Here is a 20,734-nt window from a genome sequence, read left to right as displayed (position 1 = left end):
CGTGAGGCATGCTGCATCGCGAATGGCGCTGCAGCCCGGCGGCGCCGGGCTTTGGCAGTGTGTCAGGCTTCCATTCTAGCAATTCCTGCCCGCGCCGGGCCTCGCGGTGACCCGGCGGGCACCCTGGCGCGCGCGGCGCGGGGCGCGGGTGCGCACGGAATTACAGGTAGAACATCTCTTCCTTGGGCGGGATCGGGTTGTCGCCGCCGCGCTGTTCGTAGTACTCATATACCGCTTCGAGCACTTCGTGGGGCTCGTCCACGATCTTCATCAGGTCGAGGTCGTGCTCGGCGATCAGGCCCATCGGCAGCAGCGTGAAGCGGAACCAGTCGAGCAGGCCTTTCCAGAAGCGGCTGCCGAACAGCACCACCGGCACCGCGCGGGACTTGCCGGTCTGCACCAGGGTCAGCACCTCGGCCAGTTCGTCGAGCGTGCCGAAGCCGCCCGGCATCACGATGAAGGCGTCCGAGTTCTTGACGAAGGTGACCTTGCGCGTGAAGAAGTGGCGAAAGCGCATGGCGATGTCCTGGTACGGATTGCCTTGCTGCTCGTGCGGGAGCTCGATGTTCAGGCCGACGCTGGCCGACTTGCCGGCATGGGCGCCCTTGTTGGCCGCCTCCATGATGCCCGGGCCGCCGCCCGAGATCACCGCGAAGCCGGCGTCCGAGAACAGGCGGGCGATCTCGATGGTGCGCTGGTAGTACGGCGAATCCTCGCGCAGGCGCGCGCTGCCGTAGATCGACACGGCCGGCCGGATCTCGGATAGGTACTCGGTGGCCTCGATGAACTCTGCCATAATCGTGAACATTTGCCACGAAGCGCGCGCTTTCTTTGCGGTGGCACGGTCTTCGTCGGCCAGTGCGCGCAGGCTGGGAATCATCTTGCGCGGGTTGGCGCGGATGCCGGCGGCGGGGGACGTGTCTCCCGGGCCGTCGGCCGCGGCGCTGACCGTCACGTTCACATCCATATCGGCCGCGGTGGTAATGCTGCCTTGCGCGGCCTGCTTGAGTGCCGCGGCCGGGTCGGCGGCGCCTGCCGCGTCCGGACGGGGAGCGGCGTTCGCACCGCCTGCGGCGGCACCAGTCAATTTTGAGTCCATGGGAATGTCGGATAGTCCAAAAACACTCTTGCTCGTCGATGGGTCGAGCTATTTGTATCGCGCGTATCACGCCCTGCCGGACCTGAGGAACGCGGAGGGGCTGCCCACAGGGGCAATCTACGGCATGATCAATATGCTGCGCAAGCTGCGCAGCGATTTCCCGGCAGAGTATAGCGCCTGCGTGTTCGACGCCAAGGGCAAGACCTTCCGCGACGATCTCTATCCCGCCTACAAGGAGCATCGTCCCTCGATGCCCGAGGACCTGGCAAAGCAGATCGAGCCGATCCACGACGCGGTGCGCGCGCTGGGCTGGCCCATCGTGGTGGTGGAGGGCGTGGAGGCCGACGACGTGATCGGCACGCTGGCGCGCCAGGCCACCGCCGAAGGCATGCGCACGGTGGTCTCCACCGGCGACAAGGACCTCGCGCAACTGGTGGACGAGCACGTCACGCTGGTCAACACCATGAGCGGCGAGATCCTGGACCCGCCCGGCGTGGCGGCCAAGTTCGGCGTGCCGCCGCAGCGCATCGTCGACTATCTCTCGCTGATCGGCGACGCGGTGGACAACGTGCCCGGCGTGCCCAAGGTCGGCCCCAAGACCGCGGTCAAATGGCTGACCGAATACGGCACGCTCGACGACATCATGGCCAATGCCGCCGGCATCAAGGGCGTGGTGGGCGAGAACCTGCGCAACACGCTGGACTGGCTGCCCAAGGCGCGCGAGCTGGTGACGGTCAAGACCGACTGCGACCTCAAGAGCGCGCTGGCCGATTTCCACCAGCTCAAGGACGCCGGCGAGGACAAGGAAAAACTGGTCGAGTTCTTCTCGCGCTACGGCTTCAAGACCTGGCTGCGCGAAGCCACCGGCGAGAGCCTGCCCGACCCGCGCGCCCAGGCGCGCGCGCGCGCCGGCGAGCCGCTGCCGCAGGGCAACGGCCAGGCCGCCGGCCCGGCCCAGGGCGGCCTGTTCGACGCCGCGCCCGCGCCGGCGCAGATCCGCTACGAAGCCATCACCACCGAGGCCGCGCTCGAAGCCTTCATGCGCCGCGTGGAAACCGCGCCGCTGGTGGCCATCGATACCGAGACCACTTCGCTCGACCCGATGCAGGCGCAGCTGGTCGGCATCTCGATGTCGATCGAGCCGGGCGAGGCGGTCTACATTCCCGTGGCCCACGTCGGTCCCGACGTGGTGGGCCTGGAAGGGCATGGGCAGCTTTCGCGCGAGTTCGTGCTCGGGCGCATGCGCGCGTGGCTGGAGGATCCGTCGCGCGACAAGCTCGGCCAGCACCTCAAGTACGACGTTCACGTGTTCGCCAACCACGGCGTGGCGCTGCGCGGGGTGAGGCACGACACCATGCTGCAGAGCTACGTGCTGGCCTCGCACCGCAACCACGGCATGGACAGCCTGGCCGAGCGCCTGCTCGGCCTCAAGACCATCACCTACGAGGAAGTGTGCGGCAAGGGCGCGAGCCAGATCTGCTTCGACCAGATCGACATCGCGCGCGCCACCGAGTACGCCGCCGAGGACGCCGACGTCACGCTGCGCCTGCACCGCAACATGTACCCGCAGGTGGAGGCCCTGCGCGGGCTGCGCTACGTCTACGAGCAGATCGAGATGCCGGTCTCGGTGGTGCTGCAGAAGGTCGAGCGCAACGGCGTGCTGATCGATGCGGAGCGCCTGGCCGCGCAGAGCGCGCAGCTCGGCCAGCGCATGCTGGAGCTGGAGCAGGCCGCCTACGACGCCGCCGGGCAGCCGTTCAACCTCGGCTCGCCCAAGCAGATCGGCGAGATCCTGTTCGGCCAGATGAAGCTGCCGGTGGTCAAGAAGACCGCCAGCGGCGCGCCGTCCACCGACGAAGAGGTGCTGCAGAAGCTGGCCGAGGACTATCCGCTGCCCAAGCTGCTGCTGGACTACCGCGGCCTGGCCAAGCTCAAGTCCACCTACACCGACAAGCTGCCGAAGATGGTCAACGCGGCCACCGGGCGCGTGCATACCAGCTACGGGCAGGCCACCGCGGTGACCGGGCGCCTCGCCTCCACCGACCCCAACCTGCAGAACATCCCGGTGCGCACCGAGGAAGGCCGGCGCATCCGCGAGGCGTTCATCGCCGCGCCGGGCAACGTCATCGTCTCGGCCGACTACTCGCAGATCGAGCTGCGCATCATGGCCCATATCTCGGGCGACGAGAACCTGCTGCGCGCGTTCGCCGAGGGCGCCGACGTGCACCGCGCCACCGCCGCCGAGATCTTCGGCGTGGACCCCGCCGCGGTCAGCAGCGAGCAGCGCCGCTATGCCAAGGTCATCAACTTCGGCCTGATCTACGGCATGAGCGCGTTCGGCCTGGCCAGCAACCTGGGCATCGAGCGCGAGGCCGCCAAGCACTACATCGACCGCTATTTCATGCGCTATCCGGGCGTGGCGCGCTACATGGAAGAAACGCGCCAGACCGCGCGCGAGCAGGGTTTCGTCGAGACCGTGTTCGGCCGCCGCCTGTGGCTGCCGGACATCAACGGCGGCAACGGCCCGCGCCGCCAGGGCGCCGAGCGCGCGGCCATCAACGCGCCGATGCAGGGCACCGCGGCCGACCTGATCAAGCTGTCGATGATCGCCGTGCAGGGCTGGCTGGAGCGCGACGCGCTCGGCACGCGCCAGGTCATGCAGGTGCACGACGAACTGGTGCTGGAAGTGCCCGAGGCCGAGCTGGAACTGGTCCGCGTCAAGCTGCCGGAACTGATGTGCGGCGTGGCGCAGCTGCGCGTGCCGCTGGTGGCGGAAGTGGGTAGCGGCAGCAACTGGGAGGAGGCGCACTGAGGCGCGCCGGGCGCCGTCCCTGCGCGCGCCGGCATTGCCGGCGCGGCGTGATTCCTGCATCCTGGTTTCGATTGAAGCGACCGCTGAATCGGTGAATGGCGGCTTGCCAGTCTTGTTGCCGTGCAGCAGACTGGCGCAAAGCCTCGCCGGCTCATGCGCGCCGGCCCGCGGCAAGAAAAACATATCGACGACACTGGGTAGATCATGAGCACAGAGGAAAGGGCGCATCGCATCATCGTGGTCGGAGGAGGGGCAGGCGGGCTGGAGCTGGTCACGCGGCTGGGCGACAAGCTCGGCAAGAGCGGGGCCGCGCAGGTGGTGCTGGTGGACCGCTCGCCGACCCATATCTGGAAACCGCTGCTGCATGAAGTCGCCGCCGGCAGCATGGATCCCAACACCCATCAACTCGAATACGTGGCGCAGGCGCGCTGGCACGACTTCGAGTTCCAGCAGGGCGAGCTGACCGGCATCGACCGCGCCCGCAAGACCATCTCGGTGGCCGCCTGCCTCGATCTCGACGGCTTGGAGCTGCTGCCCGCGCGCGAATTGCCCTACGACACCCTGGTGCTGGCGATCGGCTGCGTCACGCATTTCTTCGGCGTGCCGGGCGCCGCCGAGAACGCCATCGCGCTCGATACCGTGGAGCAGGCCGAGCGCTTCCGCCGCCGGCTGATCGCGGCCTGCGTGCGCGCGCAGAACGGGCGCGGGCGCGTCGGCGAGGACGGGCGGCCGCGCGTGGACGTGGCCATCATCGGGGCCGGCGCCACCGGCGTCGAGCTGTCGGCGGAGCTGCGCAATACCGCGCACGTGCTGAGCGCCTACGGGCTGCACCAGCTCGATCCGCGCCGCGACGTGCGCATCCACGTGATCGAGGCCGGACCGCGCATCCTGCCGGCGCTGTCCGAGCGCGTCTCCACCGAAACCACCAAGCTGCTGCACAAGCTCGGCATCGACGTCTTCACCGCCGAGCGCGTCACCGAGGTCACCGCCGACGCCGTGCTGACCGCCAGCGGCAAGCGCATCGACGCCGACCTGACCGTATGGGCCGCCGGCATCACCGCGCCGCCGGTGCTGGCCACGCTCGGCCTGCCGGTCAGCCGCATGGGGCAGATCGTGGTGGGGCCCACCTTGCAGAGCGAGACCGACCCGGACATCTTCGCCTTCGGCGACTGCGCCAGCTGCCCGTGGCCGGAGAAGCAGACCGCCGTGCCGCCGCGCGCGCAGGCGGCGCACCAGCAGGCCACCTTCCTCTACGGTGCCCTGCGCGCGCGGCTCGCAGGCAAGCCGCTGCCCGAGTTCCGCTTCAAGGACCTGGGCTCGCTGGTGTCGCTCGGGCATTTCAGCGCGGTCGGCAGCCTGATGGGCGGCCTGATCGGCGGCTCGATGTTCATCGAGGGGCTGATGGCGCGGGTGATGTACAGCTCGCTGTACCGCATGCACGTGCTGGCGCTGCACGGCGCCGTGCGCATGGCGCTGGACACCGTGACCCACTGGCTGCGCAGCAAGACCAGCCCGCGCGTCAAGCTGCACTGAGGGCGCCGCGCGCGCCGCGCGCGATTTGGGCCGCCCGCGTGCGCCGGGCGCCATGTTTGCTTAGAATCGGTCTCCCCAACCCGCCAAGCAGGAGACCGCATGCTGAAGCCCGAAGTGGAAAGCCTCGTACCCGGACAGTCCTTCGACCGCCGGGCGTTCGTCAGGACCGCGCTGGGCTCGGCATTCGCCGCGGCCGTCCTGCCGGTGTCCGCGCAGACCATCAAGACCGACTTCGCGGGCCTCACCGCCGGCGAGGTCACCGTGGTCTCCGGCGGCTTCAACATGCCGGTCTACCGCGCGCAGCCGGAAGGCAAGACCAACCTGCCGGTGGTGCTGGTGATCAGCGAGATCTTCGGCGTGCACGAGCATATCGCCGATATCTGCCGCCGCTTCGCCAAGCTCGGCTACCTCGCCATCGCGCCGGAACTGTTCGCGCGCCAGGGCGACCCGGCCAGCTTCGGCACCTTGCAGGAGCTGCAGACCCAGCTGGTCGCCAAGGTGCCCGACGAACAGGTGCTCGGCGACCTCGATGCGGCCGTGGCCTGGGCCGGCGCCAATGGCGGCGACCTCGGCCGGCTGGCCATCACCGGCTTTTGCTGGGGCGGTCGCATCACCTGGCTGTATGCCGCGCACAGCAAGCGGCTCAAGGCCGCCGTGGCCTGGTACGGCCAGCTGGTGGGCGAGCCCAGCCAGCTCAAGCCCAGGAATCCGGTCGACGTGGCGGGCCAGCTCAACGTGCCGGTGCTGGGCCTGTATGGCGCCAAGGACACCGGCATCACGCAGGAACATGTGGCCCGGATGAAGGCGGCGCTGGCCGCCGCGGACAATGCCGACGCCAGGGCGTCGGTGTTCGTGGTGTATCCGGACGCCGGCCACGCCTTCAACGCGGACTACCGGCCGAGCTACGTCGCCGCGGACGCAAAGGACGGCTGGCAGCGCTGCCTGGCCTGGTTCAGGCAGCACGGCGCGTAATCGCGTGTAATCGCGTGTAAAGGCGGCCGGCTGGCGCAGCATTTGCAAAGTCGGCGCCAATCTACGTACAATGCGGGCTTCGTTTATTGCAACACTGTTGCGTTTGAGGTCGGTGCCGCTCCCCGCCGGGGCATGGCCGGCCCCGGGAGCCCATCATCGATTCCACCCTTGCCTACATCCTGCTGGCCGCCACGATCTCCGGGGTGGGCAGTATCTTCGGAGCGGCGCTGCTGTCGCTGACGGTGGCCTCGCGCGTGGTGGAGCGCATGGTGAGCTTCTCGGTGGGAGTGCTGCTGGCCACCGCGCTGCTGCATTCGCTGCCGGAGGCGTTCGAGTCGGGCGCCGACCCGCGGGCGCTGTTCGGCACGCTGCTGGCCGGCCTGCTGGGCTTCTTCCTGCTGGAAAAGATCGCGCTGCTGCGCCATTCGCACCATCACGAGGGCGACGGGCACCATCACCACCATGGCCACGACCGCGAGGAAGCCGGGCGCAGCGGCCTGACCATCCTGGTCGGCGACACCTTCCACAATTTCGCCGACGGCATCGTGATCGCGGCGGCTTTCCTGGCGGATCCGCATATCGGCCTGGTCACCGCGCTGGCGATCGCGGCGCACGAGATCCCGCAGGAAGTGGGCGACTTCATCGTGCTGCTCAATGCGGGTTTCTCGAAGGTGCGCGCGTTCGCCTTCAACCTGCTGTCGAGCCTGGCGGCCATCGCCGGCGGGCTGGTGGGGTACTACCTGCTGGACCAGATGAGCGGCTGGATCCCCTACGTGCTGGTGATCGCCTCGAGCAGCTTCGTCTATATCGCCGTGAGCGACCTGATGCCGCAGATGCAGCGCAAGCCGCGCTGGCGCGAGTCGATCATCCAGATGGTGCTGGTGGCGGCCGGCATCTGCGCCATCTTCTTCATCACCAACGGCGTGCACGAGGGGCACGGCCACCGCCCCGCGCGCGCGGCGGCGGCCGGCAAGTAGGCGCACAGGCCCCCGGCAAGCCGGCTCAGGCGCCGCTGGCGACCGGCCTGGCCGGGTCGGCGCACCACTCGCTCCAGGAACCCGGGTACAAGGCGGCGCCGCGCAGGCCCGCCACTTCCAGCGCCAGCACGTTGTGGCAGGCGGTGACGCCCGAGCCGCACTGCATGATGGCGGCGCCCGGCGGGGTGGCGCCCAGCACCTGCGCGAATTCCTCGCGCAGCGCCGCCGCGGGCTTGAAGCTGCCGTCGGCCCGCAGGTTGTCCTTGAAGAAGCGGTTGACCGCGCCCGGGATATGCCCGCCGACCGGATCCAGCGTCTCGTTCTCGCCGCGGAAGCGGTCGGGCGCGCGCGCGTCCACCACCAGCCGGCGCGGCTCGTCGAGGTTGGCCAGCACCAGGGCCGCATCCACCGTGGCCACCAGCGAGGCCTTGCGGGTGAAGGTGCCCGGCGTCTCGGGCTCGGGCGTGGTGCCCGCCTCCAGCGGCAGGCCGGCCGCCACCCAGGCGTTCTTGCCGCCGTCGAGCACCGCCACGGCCTCGTGGCCCAGCCAGCGCAGCAGCCACCACAGGCGCGCCGCGAACATGCCGCCCTGGGCATCGTAGGCAATGACCTGGCTGTCCGCGCCGACGCCGAGCGCGCGCAGGCGCGCGGTCAGCGTGTCGGGATCGGGCAGCGGGTGGCGGCCGTTGCTGCCGGTCTTGGGGCCGGACAACTCATTGTCCAGGTGCAGGTAGAACGCGCCCGGCAGGTGGTTGGCGTGGTAGGCCTCGCGGCCGGCGGCCGGGTTTGCCAGGTCGAAGGTGCAGTCGATCACGACGCTGTGGCGGCCGCTGTCTTCGCGCAGCGCGCGCAGGTCCTGGCTGGAAATCAGGGTGGTGAACATGGAATGGCCTCTGGTTGGGAAAGCACCGTGGCGCGCCGGCGCGCGGGGCTTGGGGCGCCACGGTCGATGCTACACCTCGGGATGGACTTCCGCCTCCGGCGAGCGCAGCGGGGTGGCGCGCGTGGGTTGCCTGCCGGCGGCGCCCTCGCGCGCGCGCGTCAGCGTGGTGGCGATGCCGCTGGCGATGATCAGCGCCATGCCCAGCCACGACAGCCAGTTGAGCTTGTCGCTCCAGACCAGCATGCCCCACAGGCTGGAAAACACGATGCCCGCGTACTGCAGGTTGGCCGTGAGCAGCGTGTTGCCGCGCTTGTAGGCGCGCGTCATGGCGGTCTGCCCCAGCGTGGCGAGGATGCCGATGCCCAGCAGCAGCGCCGCGCCGTGCCAGCTATGGGTGCTGACGCCGCTGGCCAGCATCCAGGCCAGGCCCACCACCATGCCCACCGCCGAGAAATAGAACACGATGCGGCCTTCCGGCTCGCCCAGCTGCCCGAGCTGGCGCACCTCCACGTAGGCCAGCGCGGTGAAGATGCCGGAGATCAGTCCGATCAGGCCGCCGGTGAGCTGGTCCTGGCCGACCGACGGCTGCAACAGGCACAGCACGCCGGCGAAGGACATCAGGATGGCGCCGATCAGCTTGCGGTCGGCGCCGGCCCCGCGGGTGCCCGCCAGCGCGGCGCCGGCACCCAGGATCAGGGCGATCCACACCGGCGACATGTAGTTCAGCGTCATCGCGGTGGCCAGCGGCAGCAGCGTGATCGAGGTGAACCACAGCAGCAGCGCGGTCACGCCGAACAGGCTGCGCTTGATGTGCATCACCATGTGCGGCGTGCGCACGGAGACGCCCGACGAGGCCAGCACCACCCACATGATGACCACGCTGACCGCGCTGCGGTAGAACACGATCTCGCCGGTGGTGTACAGCTCGGATGCCAGCTTGACGCCCACCCCCATCAGAGAAAAGGCGAAGGCGGCGAACAGCATCCAGAGCGATTGCATGGCGGGGCGACAAGGAAGGAATGGACAGCGCGCGGGTCCGGCCTGCTCCAAAGCGGAGCGGCCATGCCCGCGAAAGGCTTCGCGGCGGCGAATGGCCCGCGTGGCGCGGCGAGATGCCGGGCGCACACGGGAAGCGGAGATTGTAGCAGCGCGAGTGCGCCGCAACAAAGGCAAAACGGACCGCCTGGGCGATCCGTTTCGTTGGCTTTCGATCCCTGACTCAGTCCGTGAAGGACATGGCGCGGCGATACCACTCGTGGAAATGCTGCATGCCGTCTTCCATCGGCGACTGGTAGGGGCCGGTCTCGCTGACGCCGCGCTTGAGCAGGGCGCGGCGCCCGGCATCCATGCGCTCGGCGATCTCGTCGTCCTCGATGCAGGTTTCCATGTAGGCGGCGCGCTCGGCCTCGACGAACTCGCGCTCGAACAGCACGATCTCCTCGGGGTAGTAGAACTCGACCACGTTGCGGGTCTTGTTCGGGCCGAGCGGATGCAGCGTGGACACCACCAGCACGTGCGGATACCACTCCACCATGATGTTGGGGTAGTAGGTCAGCCAGATCGCGCCGTACTTCGGCAGCACGCCGTTGTTGAAGCGCAGCACCGCCTCGTGCCATTTCTGGTACGTGGGGCTGCCGGGCCGTTTCAGGCCGGCGTGCAGGCCGACCGTCTGGACGCTGTGCCAGTCGCCGAACTCCCAGCTCAGGTCGTCGCACGAGACGAAGCTGCCCAGGCCGGGGTGGAACGGCACGACGTGGTAGTCCTCCAGGTAGACCTCGATGAAGGTCTTCCAGTTGTAGTCGCACTCGTGGATCTCGACGTGGTCGAGCATGTAGCCGTCGAAGTTCAGGTCCGCGGCCACGCCCAGGCGCGCCAGGTCGGCGCGCACGTCGCGCTCGCCCTCGAACAGCAGCCCGTTCCAGTTCTGCAGCGGCGAGCGGTTCAGGTGCACGCACGGCTGCTTGTCGAAATGCGGCGCCCCGAGCAGTTCGCCCTTCAGGTCGTAGGTCCAGCGGTGCAGCGGACAGACGATGTTCTGCGCGTTGCCGCGGCCGTTGAGCATGATGGCCTGCCGGTGGCGGCAGACATTGGAGAGCAGCTCGATCCCGCCGGGGTTCCGGACCAGGATGCGGCCTTCTTCCTCGGCCGCGAGCGCCTGGTAGTCGCCCGTTTCGGGGACCATCAGTTCATGGCCGACGTAGCCCGGGCCCTTCTTGAACAGCAGTTCCAGTTCTTGTTGATGCAGCGCCTCGTCGAAGTAGACGTTGACGGGCAGTTGCGAATCAGCCGGCACCAGTTTCAGCGCGGTGCTGAGATTGGACATTATCCCCACTCCCTATGACAGGCGAAAGCAGTGAACAACCCAACCATCGAAAAGAAATCGATTTGGGAAAGACAGTCAGCGACCCCCAGGCCTGCTTCCCGGCCGTGGGTTCGGATCGCGCTGACGAACCGCGGATTGTACCCGAGCCAAAAAGTTAAGGGACTGATTATTTGGCCTTTTTAGCGAAAAAGTCGACCCGGGTCGTCATGGAGGTGCCGTTCCGGGCGCATTCGGAAAGACGACCCAAGCGCACAAGTCACTTTCCGGCAACGCCCCCTGCATGCGCGTGAGCAGGGGATGGGGCCAATGTCGCGCTTTGGCGTAAAATCCCAGCTTCCCCAGATTTAATGTCCGCAATGCCCAAGACTACGAGCTCCCCGGCCCAGGCCGAAACGGCCTCGGCCGACCAGCGGTCCGCCACCGCGACGCCAGCATCCTACGAGGCCGCCATGGCCGAACTGGAGGCGCTGGTGGCCAGCATGGAAGGCGGCGCGCTGCCGCTGGAAGATTCGCTGGCGGCGTACAAGCGCGGCGCGGAACTGGTGAAGTATTGCCAGCAGACGCTGGAGCGCGTGGAGCAGCAGGTCAAGGTGCTGGATGGCGATGTCCTCAAGACCGCCCCCGCCGAAGCCGCCATGCCGGGAGAGCAGGAATGAGCGAATCCAGGCAGAATCTCGACGCCGGCGATTTCGCCGGCTGGATGCGCGCCCAGGGCGCCCGCACCGAAAAGGCCCTGGACGCCGAGCTGCCGGCCGCCGGCATCGTGCCGGCCAGGCTGCACGAGGCGATGCGGTATGCTGTGCTCGGCGGCGGCAAGCGCGTGCGGCCGCTGCTGGTGCATGCGGCCGGCGAAGTGGCCGGCGCGGCGCCCGAGGCTTGCGACGCGGCGGCCTGCGCGGTGGAGATGATCCACGCGTACTCGCTGGTGCACGACGACATGCCCTGCATGGACGACGACGACCTGCGCCGCGGCCGCCCCACCGTGCACAAGGCTTATGATGAGGCGACGGCGCTGCTGGTGGGCGACGCGCTGCAGACCCAGGCATTCACGGTGCTGGCCGAATCGGCTTCGCTGGCCACGCTCGACGCCGCCGCGCGCATGCGCCTGGTGGCGGAGCTGGCCCGGGCCTCGGGCTCGGTCGGCATGGCGGGCGGGCAGGCCATCGACCTGCAGCACGTGGGCCTGGCCATGTCGCTCGACGAACTCGAGGCGATGCACCGCATGAAGACCGGTGCCCTGCTGCGCGCCAGCGTGCGCATGGGCGCCTGCTGCGGCAAGGTGGACGAAGCCGGCCTGGCCGCGCTCGACCGCTATGCCGCGGCTGTTGGGCTGGCGTTCCAGGTGGTGGACGATATCCTCGACGTGACCGCGGATACCGCCACGCTGGGCAAGACCGCCGGCAAGGATGCCGCCAACGACAAGCCGACCTATGTCTCGCTGATGGGCCTCGAGCCCGCCCGCGAGCTGGCGGCGAAACTGCGCGCCTCGGCGCACGAGGCGCTGGCGGTGTTCGGCGCGCGCGCCAAACGCCTGGGCGAACTGGCCGATCTGATCGTGCTGCGCTCGAACTGAAATGATAAGTAGAAAACCGATAACCGGGCACAAGAATCCGGCCGCCGAACGGACATCATGACCTACGCACTGCTTAAAACCATAGACGACCCCGCAGCCCTCCGCCGGCTGGACCGGCGCCAGCTCCAGACGCTGGCCGAGGAACTTCGCGCCTACGTGCTCGAATCCGTGTCGCAGACCGGCGGCCACCTGTCGTCCAATCTCGGCACGGTCGAGCTGACCATCGCGCTGCACTATGTGTTCGATACCCCGGAAGACCGCGTGGTATGGGACGTGGGCCACCAGAGCTACCCGCACAAGATCCTGACCGGGCGGCGCGACCGCATGCATTCGCTGCGCCAGTGGGGCGGCATCTCGGGCTTTCCGCGCCGCGCCGAAAGCGAGTACGACACCTTCGGCACCGCGCACTCCTCCACCTCGATCTCGGCCGCGCTCGGCATGGCGCTGGGCGCGCGCACGCAGGGCGAGAAGCGCGTGGGCATCGCCGTGATCGGCGACGGCGCGATGACCGCGGGCATGGCCTTCGAGGCCATGAACAATGCCGGCGTCTACAAGGACCTGCCGCTGCTGGTGGTGCTCAACGACAACGACATGTCGATCTCGCCCCCGGTCGGCATGCTCAACCGCCACCTCGCGCGCCTGATGAGCGGCCAGTTCTACGCCTCGACCAAGAAGCATATCGAGCGCGTGCTGTCGGTGGCGCCGCCGGTGCTGGAATTCGCCAAGCGCTTCGAGGAACATGCCAAGGGCATGATGGTCCCGGCCACCCTGTTCGAGGAATTCGGCTTCAACTACATCGGCCCGATCGACGGCCACGACCTCGAGTCGCTGGTGCCGACGCTGCAGAACATCCGCAAGCGCGCCCTCGAGGGCGGCGGCCCGCAGTTCCTGCACGTGGTCACCAAGAAGGGCCAGGGCTACAAGCTGGCCGAAGCCGACCCGATCCTGTACCACGGCCCGGGCAAGTTCAACCCGGCCGAAGGCATCCGTCCCTCGGCCAAGCCCGCGCGCAAGACCTACACCCAGGTCTTCGGCGACTGGCTGTGCGACATGGCCGCGGCCGATCCGCGCCTGGTGGGCGTGACGCCGGCCATGCGCGAAGGCTCGGGCATGGTGGAATTCGAGAAGCGCTTCCCGGACCGCTACTACGACGTGGGCATCGCCGAACAGCACGCGGTGACCTTTGCCGGCGGGCTGGCCTGCGAAGGCCTCAAGCCGGTGGTGGCGATCTACTCGACCTTCCTGCAGCGCGGCTACGACCAGCTCATCCACGACGTGGCGCTGCAGAACCTGCCGGTGGTGTTCGCGCTCGACCGCGCCGGCCTGGTGGGCGCCGACGGCGCCACCCACGCCGGTGCCTACGACATCGCCTTCCTGCGCTGCATCCCCAACATGATGGTGATGGCGCCGGCCGACGAGAACGAATGCCGCCAGCTGCTGACCACCGCCTTCCAGCAGGATTGCCCGACCGCCGTGCGTTATCCGCGCGGCGCCGGCGCCGGCGTGGCGACCGAGGCGGCGCTGACCGCGCTGCCGGTCGGCAAGGGCGAGATGCGCCGCAGCGGCGGCGCGCGCGCCGGCCAGCGCGTGGCCATCCTGGCCTTCGGCTCGATGCTGCATCCGGCGCTGGCCGCGGCCGAGGCGCTGGACGCCTCGGTGGCCAACATGCGCTTCGTCAAGCCGCTCGACGAAGAGCTGGTCAAGACGCTGGCGCGCGAGCACGACTACCTCGTCACGGTCGAGGAAGGCAGCGTGATGGGCGGCGCGGGCAGCGCGGTGCTCGAAGCGCTGGCTGCCGCCGGCATCGCCATGCCGGTGCTGCAGCTTGGCCTGCCCGACCGCTTCATCGACCACGGCGACCCCGCCTTCCTGCTCTCGCAGTGCGGGCTGGACGCCGCGGGCATCGAGCGCTCGGTGCGCGAGCGCTTCAAGCTGGCCCAGGCCACGGTCGCCACGCGCGCGGCCTGACCCGCCGGCCACGCATGCCCGCCGCCGGCGGGCATGCGGCGTTGGTTCGCGCGCAGTCCGCCGTGCGTCTTTCGGGCATCCCGCGCTTCGTGTGCGGGTATCGCCGCCCTCCCGGCAGCCCCGGGCGATTTCACTTAAAATCCCACGTTCTGTGTTCGCAGCTGCGGGAGGCATCGGTTGCCGTCGCCCGCGGTTTCACACTCGTTGCGCGGCAGTGTTGTCTGCGAAAAATGCCGCGACCGTAGAGGAAACCTAGGAATCCGGTATGAATGACATCAATCCCGCCTTCGTGATGCCCGACGTGCAGTCGAGCCTGGACACCCGCCAGATCCCCATCCAGCGGGTCGGCGTGAAAGGCGTGCGTTATCCCCTGTCGCTGAAGACGCCGGCCGGCGTGCAGGCCACCGTCGGCATCTTCAATCTCGACGTGCACCTGCCGGCGGACCAGAAGGGCACGCACATGTCGCGCTTCGTGGCCTTGCTCGAGGAAGAGCGCGAGCCGCTCGAGCTTGCCACTTTCCGCCGCCTGCTCGACAAGATGCTGCTCAAGCTCGAAGCCGAGGCCGGCCGCATCGAGGTCACCTTCCCGTATTTCATCAACAAGGTCGCGCCGGTCTCGGGCGTGCAGTCGCTGATGGACTACGAGGTCACGCTGGTGGGCGAAGTGCGCAACGGCGCCGCCAAGGTGTTCCTCAAGGCGCTGGTGCCGGTCACCAGCCTGTGCCCGTGCTCGAAGAAGATCTCGCAGTACGGCGCGCACAACCAGCGCTCGCATATCACCATGAACGTCGAGCTGGCGGGCGACCTGCCGGTGGAAGCGCTGGTGCGCATGGCCGAGGAAGAGGCCTCGTGCGAGCTGTGGGGCCTGCTCAAGCGCCCGGACGAGAAGTTCGTCACCGAGCGCGCCTACGAAAACCCGAAGTTCGTCGAGGACCTGGTGCGCGACATCGCCATGCGCCTCAATGCGGACGAGCGCATCGTGGCCTACGTGCTCGAAGCGGAGAACTTCGAGTCCATCCACAATCACAGCGCCTATGCCGTGATCGAACGGGACAAGCGCGCCGCCTGATCCCGCGCTGCTGCCGGCGCGGGCCGGCAGCCTGCCGCCCCGGCTACGCCGGCAGGCGGATGTCCGACAGGTCCCAGCGCGGCGTCACGCCGTAGCCATAGTCGTGCCGGGCCAGTTCCGGCGCGGCCTGCAGGCGCATGGCGCCGGCGAAGGCGATCATCGCGCCGTTGTCGGTGCAGAACGCCAGGTCGGGGTAATGCACCTCGATCTTCCTCTGCGCGGCGAGCTGGTTCAGCCGCTCGCGCAACTGCCGGTTGGCGCCCACGCCGCCGGCCACCACCAGCCTGCGGTGCCCGGTCTGCTTGAGCGCGGCCATCGACTTGGCGGCCAGCACGTCGACGATGGCGTCGACGAACGAGCGCGCCAGGTTGGCGCGGTCCTGCTCGCAGACATTGCCGAGCTTGCGGGTTTGCGTCAGCACCGCGGTCTTGAGCCCGGCAAACGAAAAATCCAGGTTGCCCGAATGCAGCATCGGCCGCGGTAGCGCGTAGGCGCCGGGCGTGCCGAACTCGGCCAGGCGCGAGACTTCCGGGCCGCCCGGATAGCTCAGGCCGAGCAGTTTGGCGGTCTTGTCGAAGGCCTCGCCGGCGGCGTCGTCGAGCGTTTCGCCCAGCAGCGCGTAGTCGCCGATGCCGCGCACCTCCATCAATTGCGTGTGGCCGCCGGAGACCAGCAGCGCGACGAAGGGGAAGGGCGGCGGATCGCGCGTGAGCAGCGGCGACAGCAGATGGCCTTCGAGATGGTGCACGCCCAGCATCGGCACGTTGAGGGCAAAACCGAGCGCGTTGGCGACCGAGGCGCCAACCAGCAGCGCGCCGGCCAGCCCGGGGCCCTGCGTGAACGCGATCGCGTCGATATCGGCGGGGGTGCGGCCGGCCTCGCCGAGGATCTGCCGCAGCAGCGGCAGCACGCGGCGGATATGGTCGCGCGAGGCGAGCTCGGGCACCACGCCGCCGTAGTCGCGGTGCATGGCGATCTGCGAATGGAGCGCGTGCGCGAGCAAACCGGCCCCGGTGTCGTAGAGGGCCAGGCCGGTTTCGTCGCAGGAGGATTCGATGCCGAGGACAAGCATGGGAACAGGCAGCGCCGGCCCCGATCGGGCCGGCAAATCAATGGGTTGGCGCGGGCCGCGGGCCATCCGGCCGGCGCGCTGGCGCAAGGCCAGCAGGGTAGCACAGCGGCGCGGGCCCCGCTTTTCGCTACAATCGCCGCTTCTTCAGCAGGCAGGACGGACATGAGCAGCAGGCACACCACGGGAGCCGCGCCGGCCGGCGCGCGCGCCGGGCGCTTCGATGTGGCGGTGCTCGGCGCCGGCGCCGCGGGCATGATGTGCGCCGCGGTGGCGGGCCAGGGCGGCGCCAGCGTGGTGCTGGTCGACCATGCCACGAAGCTGGCGGAGAAGATCCGCATCTCCGGCGGCGGTCGCTGCAATTTCACCAACCTGCAGGCCGGGCCGGCCAACTACCTGTCCGCCAACCCGCACTTTTGCCGCTCGGCGCTGGCGCGCTACACGCCGCAGGACTTCCTCGGCCTGATGCGGCGCCACGAGATCGACTGGCATGAGAAGCACCGCGGCCAGCTGTTCTGCAATGACAGCGCCGAGCAGGTCATCGAGATGCTGCGCGCAGAATGCGGCGCCGGCAACGTGGCCTGGCGCACCGGCTGCAGCGTGGAAGAAGTGCGCCGCGAAGGCGACGATTTCCTGCTGGCGACCACGCAGGGGACGATCCGCGCCGGCGCGCTGGTGGTGGCCACCGGCGGCCTGTCCATCCCCAAGATCGGCGCCACCGACCTGGGCTACCGCATTGCGCGCCAGTTCGGGCTGGGCATGGTCGACACGCGCCCGGCGCTGGTGCCGCTGACCTTCGACGGCCAGGGCTGGGCGCCGTTCGCGCCGCTGGCCGGGGTCTCGATGGAAGTCGATATCGCCACCGGCAGCGGCAAGGCGGCCGGCGCCTTCCGCGAAGACCTGCTGTGGACCCACCGGGGCCTGTCCGGACCCGCCGTGCTGCAGATTTCCAGCTTCTGGCGCCCGGGCACGCCCATCGCCATCGACCTGTTCGACGGCGCCGACGCCGGCGACTGGCTGCTCGAGCACAAGGGCAGCAGCCGCAAGCACCTGGCCAACCTGCTGGCCGAGCGCCTGCCGGCGCGGCTGGCCGATGCCTGGTGCGCGGCGGCGGGCCTGAACGGCGCCCAGCCGCTGCACGACATGCCCGACAAGGCCCTACGCCGGCTCGGCGCGGCCCTCAACCGCTGGGAACTGGTGCCGTCCGGCACCGAGGGCTACCGCAAGGCCGAGGTGACGCTGGGCGGCGTGGATACGCGGTCGCTGTCGTCGACGAGCATGATGGCGCGCGCGGTGCCGAACCTCTATTTCATCGGCGAAGTGGTCGACGTGACCGGCTGGCTGGGCGGCTACAACTTCCAGTGGGCATGGGCGTCGGGCGTGGCCGCGGGGCAGTCCGTCGCGGAAATGGCACGGGCAGCTCCGCAGGGGGCGCCATAGCCCCGATAGGGGGATTTCGTGCAATGCGGGCTTGACAAAGGCTGTGATATACTTGGCGTTTTCGTAAAATCCTCGCAAGACCGCCTAACCGCGCGTTCAACCGCTGCACTGCCACTGCTACTTATTTCAGCAATGACTACCATCCGCCTTAAAGACAATGAGCCGTTTGAAGTCGCCATGCGCCGTTTCAAGCGCACCATCGAGAAGAATGGCTTGATCACCGAGTTGCGGGCTCGCGAGTTCTACGAAAAGCCGACGGCCGAGCGCAAGCGCAAGAAGGCCGCTGCCGAGAAGCGCCACTACAAGCGCATCCGCAGCCAGATGCTGCCGAAGAAGCTGTACTGAGCGCTCCTTCGTTTTTCGCATCAGAACCCGCTGTGGGCAAGGCTCCGGCGGGTTTTTGCATTGGCGGCCGCACAGCGCCCCGCCTCACTCATTTCTGGAAGATAGCCATGTCCCTCAAAGCCCGTATCAGCGAAGACATGAAGGCCGCCATGCGCGCCCGCGAGTCCGAGCGCCTCGGCACCATCCGCCTGCTGCTCGCAGCCATCAAGCAACGGGAAGTGGATGAGCGCATCGAGCTCGACGACGCCGCCGTGCAGGCCGTGATCGACAAGCTGATCAAGCAGCGCAAGGATTCCATCAGCCAGTTCCAGCAGGCCGGCCGCACCGATCTGGCGGACAAGGAAAGCGCGGAAGTGGAAGTGCTGAAGGTCTACATGCCGGCGGCCCTGTCCGACGACGAAGTGGCGGCGGAAGTCCGGAAGGCCGTGGCCGAGAGCGGCGCGGCCGGCCCGCAGGACATGGGCAAGGTCATGGCCGTGCTCAAGCCCCGCCTGGCCGGGCGCGCCGACATGACCGCGGTGTCCGGCCTCGTCAAGGCAGCGCTGGCGCCGCGCTGAGCGCCGGCGGGCGTTGCCGGCGGCGCGCGGGCGCGGGAGAAAGTCTGCTTTGCGTCTCATTCGGCAGACACCCCACGCCGGAACTGCCTGCAATCCGTTGCGTCTGCACTACAATATATTGTTAAGGACCGGAAAAGCGCACTGCCGGTCACGCCTTCCAACACGATCATACCGCTGCCGCCCGCTCCCGACGGGCCGCCGGCACGAGGACGACAAGCCGGGTGATTCCGCAATCCTTCATTCAGGACCTGCTCAACCGTGTCGACATTGTCGATGTGGTGGGCAAATACGTGCAGTTGAAGAAGGGCGGCGCCAACTTCATGGGGCTGTGCCCCTTCCACAACGAGAAGTCACCGTCCTTTACCGTGTCGCCGACCAAGCAGTTCTATCACTGCTTCGGGTGCGGGGCGCATGGCTCCGCCATCGGTTTCCTGATGGAGTATTCCGGCCAGTCCTACCCCGATGCCGTGCGCGAGCTGGCGCAGTCGGTCGGCCTGTCGGTGCCCGAGGAGCGCGACCGCCTGCCGCCGGCCCAGCGCGCCGAGCAGCAGGCGCGCTCGCTGGCGCTGTCCGAGGCCATGACCCGCGCCACCGACTTCTACCGCAAGCAGCTGCGTGGCGCCCCGCAGGCGGTCCAGTACCTCAAGGGGCGCGGGCTGACCGGCGAGATCGCGGCGAATTTCGGGCTCGGCTACGCGCCCGACGACTGGCAGGGCCTGGAGGCCGTGTTCGGCAGCTATCGCGACGACGCCATCGCCGGCCCGCTGGTCGAGGCCGGCCTGCTGATCGAAAGCAGCGACAAGCGCGATGCCGACGGCAAGCCGCGCCGCTACGACCGCTTCCGCGACCGCATCATGTTCCCCATCCGCAGCACCAAGGGCCAGGTCATCGGCTTCGGCGGGCGGGTGATGGGGCAGGGCGAGCCCAAATACCTGAATTCGCCCGAAACGCCCTTGTTCAGCAAGGGCACCGAACTGTATGGCTTATTCGAGGCGCGCCACGCGATCCGGGAAACCGGCTACGTTTTGGTGGTCGAAGGCTATATGGACGTGGTTGCGCTGGCCCAGCTCGGCTTTGCCAACGCGGTGGCCACGCTGGGCACCGCGTGCACGCCGGTGCACGTGCAGAAGCTGCTGCGCCAGACCGACGCCGTGGTGTTCTCGTTCGACGGCGACGCCGCGGGGCGCCGCGCCGCGCGGCGCGCGCTGGAGGCCTGCCTGCCCTATATCGCGGACAACAAGACCATCCGCTTCCTGTTCCTGCCCGCCGAGCACGACCCGGACAGCTATGTGCGCGAGCAGGGCACCGATGCCTTTGCCGCGCAGGTGCGCGACGCCATGCCGCTGTCGCGCTTCTTGCTGCAGGTGGTGGCCGAAGGCCAGGACCTGCGCCAGCCCGAAGGCCGCGCGCGCGCCCAGTACGAGGCCAAGCCGCTGCTGCAGGCCATGCCGGCCGGCGGGCTGCGGCTGCAGATCGTGCGCGAGCTGGCCGACGCCACCGGCACCACGCCGGCCGAGATCGAGGCGGTCTGCGGCCTGGCCAGCGACCCGGCGCGGGTGGGCCGCTTCGCGCAGCCGCGGCCGCGCGCCAAGCGCCAGGCGCCGACCGGCCTGGAACAGCGCGTGCTGCAGTTGCTGATGTGCTATCCGCAGCTTTCGGTCCGGCTCGACGCCGACAGCCGCGCCCTGCTGCTGGAAGACGAGCAGGCCGGCGCCGAAGTGCTGGCGCACCTGGTGTCCGCCTGCGACGAGCTGCGCGGCGAAGTGAACTTCGCGGCCTTCAGCGAGCATCTGGCGCAGTCGCCGTATGCGGAGGTCTACGCCAATGTGCGGGCTGCCGTGCTGCGCGAAGAGATCGAAGAGGAGCCGGCGGGGCAGGAATTCGAGGCGGCCATCGCCAAGCTGCTGGCCGAGCCGCTGCGGCGCGAGCTCGACGGCCTGCAGGCGGCGGTGATCGCCGGCACGGCCGACGATGCGGCCAAGAGCCGCATGCGCTGGCTGGTCAGCGAGATCAATCGCCGGCGGCAGTTGGGATGAGGGCCCGCGGGGCCCCGCGCGGCGCGCCAGGCAAGGTGCGCCGTAGTGGGTCCGGCGGCGGATTTGTGAAGGGCATGT

At 68.8% G+C, this 20,734-nt stretch carries 17 protein-coding genes; 12 read left to right on the top strand and 5 right to left on the bottom strand.

Annotation, left to right across the window (positions count from 1 at the left end; all coding sequences use genetic code 11):
• Nucleotides 1-160: 160 nt before the first annotated feature.
• Nucleotides 161-1,099: a TIGR00730 family Rossman fold protein gene (locus ACKI2N_RS13940; RefSeq protein WP_420993242.1), complete on the bottom strand. Its 939-nt coding sequence runs from the start codon at nt 1,097-1,099 to the stop codon at nt 161-163.
• 4 nt (nt 1,100-1,103) lie between these two features.
• Between ACKI2N_RS13940 and polA the strand changes: the two genes are divergently transcribed.
• The 4 genes from polA (at nt 1,104) to ACKI2N_RS13920 (ending at nt 7,393) form a co-directional block, all read left to right on the top strand.
• A complete protein-coding gene (gene polA, locus ACKI2N_RS13935) occupies nt 1,104-3,911 on the top strand; it encodes a DNA polymerase I (RefSeq protein ID WP_420993241.1) in 2,808 nt (935 codons plus the stop codon).
• A gap of 204 nt (nt 3,912-4,115) precedes the next feature.
• Nucleotides 4,116-5,444, top strand: a complete 1,329-nt coding sequence (locus ACKI2N_RS13930) for an NAD(P)/FAD-dependent oxidoreductase (protein ID WP_420993240.1) — start codon at nt 4,116-4,118, stop codon at nt 5,442-5,444.
• 99 nt (nt 5,445-5,543) lie between these two features.
• Nucleotides 5,544-6,416 carry a dienelactone hydrolase family protein gene (locus ACKI2N_RS13925; RefSeq protein ID WP_420993239.1) on the top strand — a complete coding sequence of 291 codons (873 nt, stop codon included), beginning with the start codon at nt 5,544-5,546 and terminating at the stop codon, nt 6,414-6,416.
• Nucleotides 6,417-6,610: 194 nt separating this feature from the next.
• The gene (locus ACKI2N_RS13920) at nt 6,611-7,393 is read left to right on the top strand and encodes a ZIP family metal transporter (RefSeq protein ID WP_420993465.1); all 783 of its coding nucleotides are present in this window, start codon (nt 6,611-6,613) and stop codon (nt 7,391-7,393) included.
• 25 nt (nt 7,394-7,418) lie between these two features.
• Here the strand turns inward: ACKI2N_RS13920 and ACKI2N_RS13915 are convergent, their stop codons facing one another.
• The 3 genes from ACKI2N_RS13915 to ACKI2N_RS13905 all read right to left on the bottom strand — a co-directional run bounded on the left by ACKI2N_RS13915 (nt 7,419) and on the right by ACKI2N_RS13905 (nt 10,599).
• Nucleotides 7,419-8,276, bottom strand: coding sequence for a sulfurtransferase (locus ACKI2N_RS13915; protein WP_420993238.1), 858 nt, complete (start codon nt 8,274-8,276; stop codon nt 7,419-7,421).
• Between the two features lie 69 nt (nt 8,277-8,345).
• Nucleotides 8,346-9,275, bottom strand: coding sequence for a DMT family transporter (locus ACKI2N_RS13910; RefSeq protein ID WP_420993237.1), 930 nt, complete (start codon nt 9,273-9,275; stop codon nt 8,346-8,348).
• Nucleotides 9,276-9,495: 220 nt separating this feature from the next.
• Nucleotides 9,496-10,599 (bottom strand): aromatic ring-hydroxylating oxygenase subunit alpha, encoded by a 1,104-nt coding sequence (locus ACKI2N_RS13905; protein WP_420993236.1) that lies wholly within the window; start codon nt 10,597-10,599, stop codon nt 9,496-9,498.
• Between the two features lie 356 nt (nt 10,600-10,955).
• On the opposite strand from ACKI2N_RS13905, the gene ACKI2N_RS13900 reads away from it, so the two are divergent.
• The 4 genes from ACKI2N_RS13900 (at nt 10,956) to folE2 (ending at nt 15,209) form a co-directional block, all read left to right on the top strand.
• The gene (locus ACKI2N_RS13900) at nt 10,956-11,255 is read left to right on the top strand and encodes an exodeoxyribonuclease VII small subunit (protein ID WP_420993235.1); all 300 of its coding nucleotides are present in this window, start codon (nt 10,956-10,958) and stop codon (nt 11,253-11,255) included.
• Nucleotides 11,252-12,172 carry a polyprenyl synthetase family protein gene (locus ACKI2N_RS13895; protein WP_420993234.1) on the top strand — a complete coding sequence of 307 codons (921 nt, stop codon included), beginning with the start codon at nt 11,252-11,254 and terminating at the stop codon, nt 12,170-12,172. The genes ACKI2N_RS13900 and ACKI2N_RS13895 overlap by 4 nt, the downstream gene beginning before the upstream one ends.
• Before the next feature lie 57 nt (nt 12,173-12,229).
• Nucleotides 12,230-14,140: a 1-deoxy-D-xylulose-5-phosphate synthase gene (dxs, locus tag ACKI2N_RS13890; RefSeq protein ID WP_420993233.1), complete on the top strand. Its 1,911-nt coding sequence runs from the start codon at nt 12,230-12,232 to the stop codon at nt 14,138-14,140.
• 265 nt (nt 14,141-14,405) lie between these two features.
• Nucleotides 14,406-15,209 (top strand): GTP cyclohydrolase FolE2, encoded by an 804-nt coding sequence (gene folE2, locus ACKI2N_RS13885; RefSeq protein ID WP_420993232.1) that lies wholly within the window; start codon nt 14,406-14,408, stop codon nt 15,207-15,209.
• A gap of 43 nt (nt 15,210-15,252) precedes the next feature.
• Here the strand turns inward: folE2 and tsaD are convergent, their stop codons facing one another.
• Entirely contained in the window at nt 15,253-16,281 is a 1,029-nt protein-coding gene (gene tsaD, locus ACKI2N_RS13880; RefSeq protein ID WP_420993231.1) for a tRNA (adenosine(37)-N6)-threonylcarbamoyltransferase complex transferase subunit TsaD, read from the bottom strand.
• Nucleotides 16,282-16,443: 162 nt separating this feature from the next.
• Here tsaD and ACKI2N_RS13875 point away from each other — a divergent pair, with 162 nt between their 5' ends.
• The 4 genes from ACKI2N_RS13875 (at nt 16,444) to dnaG (ending at nt 20,656) form a co-directional block, all read left to right on the top strand.
• Entirely contained in the window at nt 16,444-17,718 is a 1,275-nt protein-coding gene (locus ACKI2N_RS13875) for an NAD(P)/FAD-dependent oxidoreductase (protein ID WP_426989802.1), read from the top strand.
• A gap of 132 nt (nt 17,719-17,850) precedes the next feature.
• Entirely contained in the window at nt 17,851-18,063 is a 213-nt protein-coding gene (gene rpsU / locus ACKI2N_RS13870) for a 30S ribosomal protein S21 (protein ID WP_017226050.1), read from the top strand.
• A gap of 107 nt (nt 18,064-18,170) precedes the next feature.
• Complete coding sequence (locus ACKI2N_RS13865; protein WP_420993229.1) at nt 18,171-18,620, top strand: GatB/YqeY domain-containing protein; 450 nt, start codon at nt 18,171-18,173, stop codon at nt 18,618-18,620.
• 221 nt (nt 18,621-18,841) lie between these two features.
• Nucleotides 18,842-20,656 (top strand): DNA primase, encoded by a 1,815-nt coding sequence (gene dnaG, locus ACKI2N_RS13860; protein ID WP_420993228.1) that lies wholly within the window; start codon nt 18,842-18,844, stop codon nt 20,654-20,656.
• Nucleotides 20,657-20,734: the final 78 nt, after the last annotated feature.

Source organism: Cupriavidus sp. 30B13, assembly GCF_049059565.2.
Taxonomy (GTDB): Bacteria; Pseudomonadota; Gammaproteobacteria; order Burkholderiales; family Burkholderiaceae; genus Cupriavidus.
Note: the sequence above shows the minus strand (reverse complement) of the source record. Positions and strands in the feature narration are given on the sequence as shown.

What these genes read in the sequence shown, in the direction of transcription:
- ACKI2N_RS13875 (WP_426989802.1), top strand. Translation starts at nt 16,444, where the DNA reads ATGAGCAGCAGGCACACCACGGGAGCCGCGCCGGCCGGCGCGCGCGCC.
- dxs (WP_420993233.1), top strand. Translation starts at nt 12,230, where the DNA reads ATGACCTACGCACTGCTTAAAACCATAGACGACCCCGCAGCCCTCCGC.
- ACKI2N_RS13905 (WP_420993236.1), bottom strand. Translation starts at nt 10,599, where the DNA reads ATGTCCAATCTCAGCACCGCGCTGAAACTGGTGCCGGCTGATTCGCAA.
- ACKI2N_RS13865 (WP_420993229.1), top strand. Translation starts at nt 18,171, where the DNA reads ATGTCCCTCAAAGCCCGTATCAGCGAAGACATGAAGGCCGCCATGCGC.
- polA (WP_420993241.1), top strand. Translation starts at nt 1,104, where the DNA reads ATGTCGGATAGTCCAAAAACACTCTTGCTCGTCGATGGGTCGAGCTAT.
- ACKI2N_RS13900 (WP_420993235.1), top strand. Translation starts at nt 10,956, where the DNA reads ATGCCCAAGACTACGAGCTCCCCGGCCCAGGCCGAAACGGCCTCGGCC.
- ACKI2N_RS13940 (WP_420993242.1), bottom strand. Translation starts at nt 1,099, where the DNA reads ATGGACTCAAAATTGACTGGTGCCGCCGCAGGCGGTGCGAACGCCGCT.
- ACKI2N_RS13910 (WP_420993237.1), bottom strand. Translation starts at nt 9,275, where the DNA reads ATGCAATCGCTCTGGATGCTGTTCGCCGCCTTCGCCTTTTCTCTGATG.
- ACKI2N_RS13895 (WP_420993234.1), top strand. Translation starts at nt 11,252, where the DNA reads ATGAGCGAATCCAGGCAGAATCTCGACGCCGGCGATTTCGCCGGCTGG.
- folE2 (WP_420993232.1), top strand. Translation starts at nt 14,406, where the DNA reads ATGAATGACATCAATCCCGCCTTCGTGATGCCCGACGTGCAGTCGAGC.
- rpsU (WP_017226050.1), top strand. Translation starts at nt 17,851, where the DNA reads ATGACTACCATCCGCCTTAAAGACAATGAGCCGTTTGAAGTCGCCATG.
- ACKI2N_RS13930 (WP_420993240.1), top strand. Translation starts at nt 4,116, where the DNA reads ATGAGCACAGAGGAAAGGGCGCATCGCATCATCGTGGTCGGAGGAGGG.
- tsaD (WP_420993231.1), bottom strand. Translation starts at nt 16,281, where the DNA reads ATGCTTGTCCTCGGCATCGAATCCTCCTGCGACGAAACCGGCCTGGCC.
- ACKI2N_RS13915 (WP_420993238.1), bottom strand. Translation starts at nt 8,276, where the DNA reads ATGTTCACCACCCTGATTTCCAGCCAGGACCTGCGCGCGCTGCGCGAA.
- ACKI2N_RS13925 (WP_420993239.1), top strand. Translation starts at nt 5,544, where the DNA reads ATGCTGAAGCCCGAAGTGGAAAGCCTCGTACCCGGACAGTCCTTCGAC.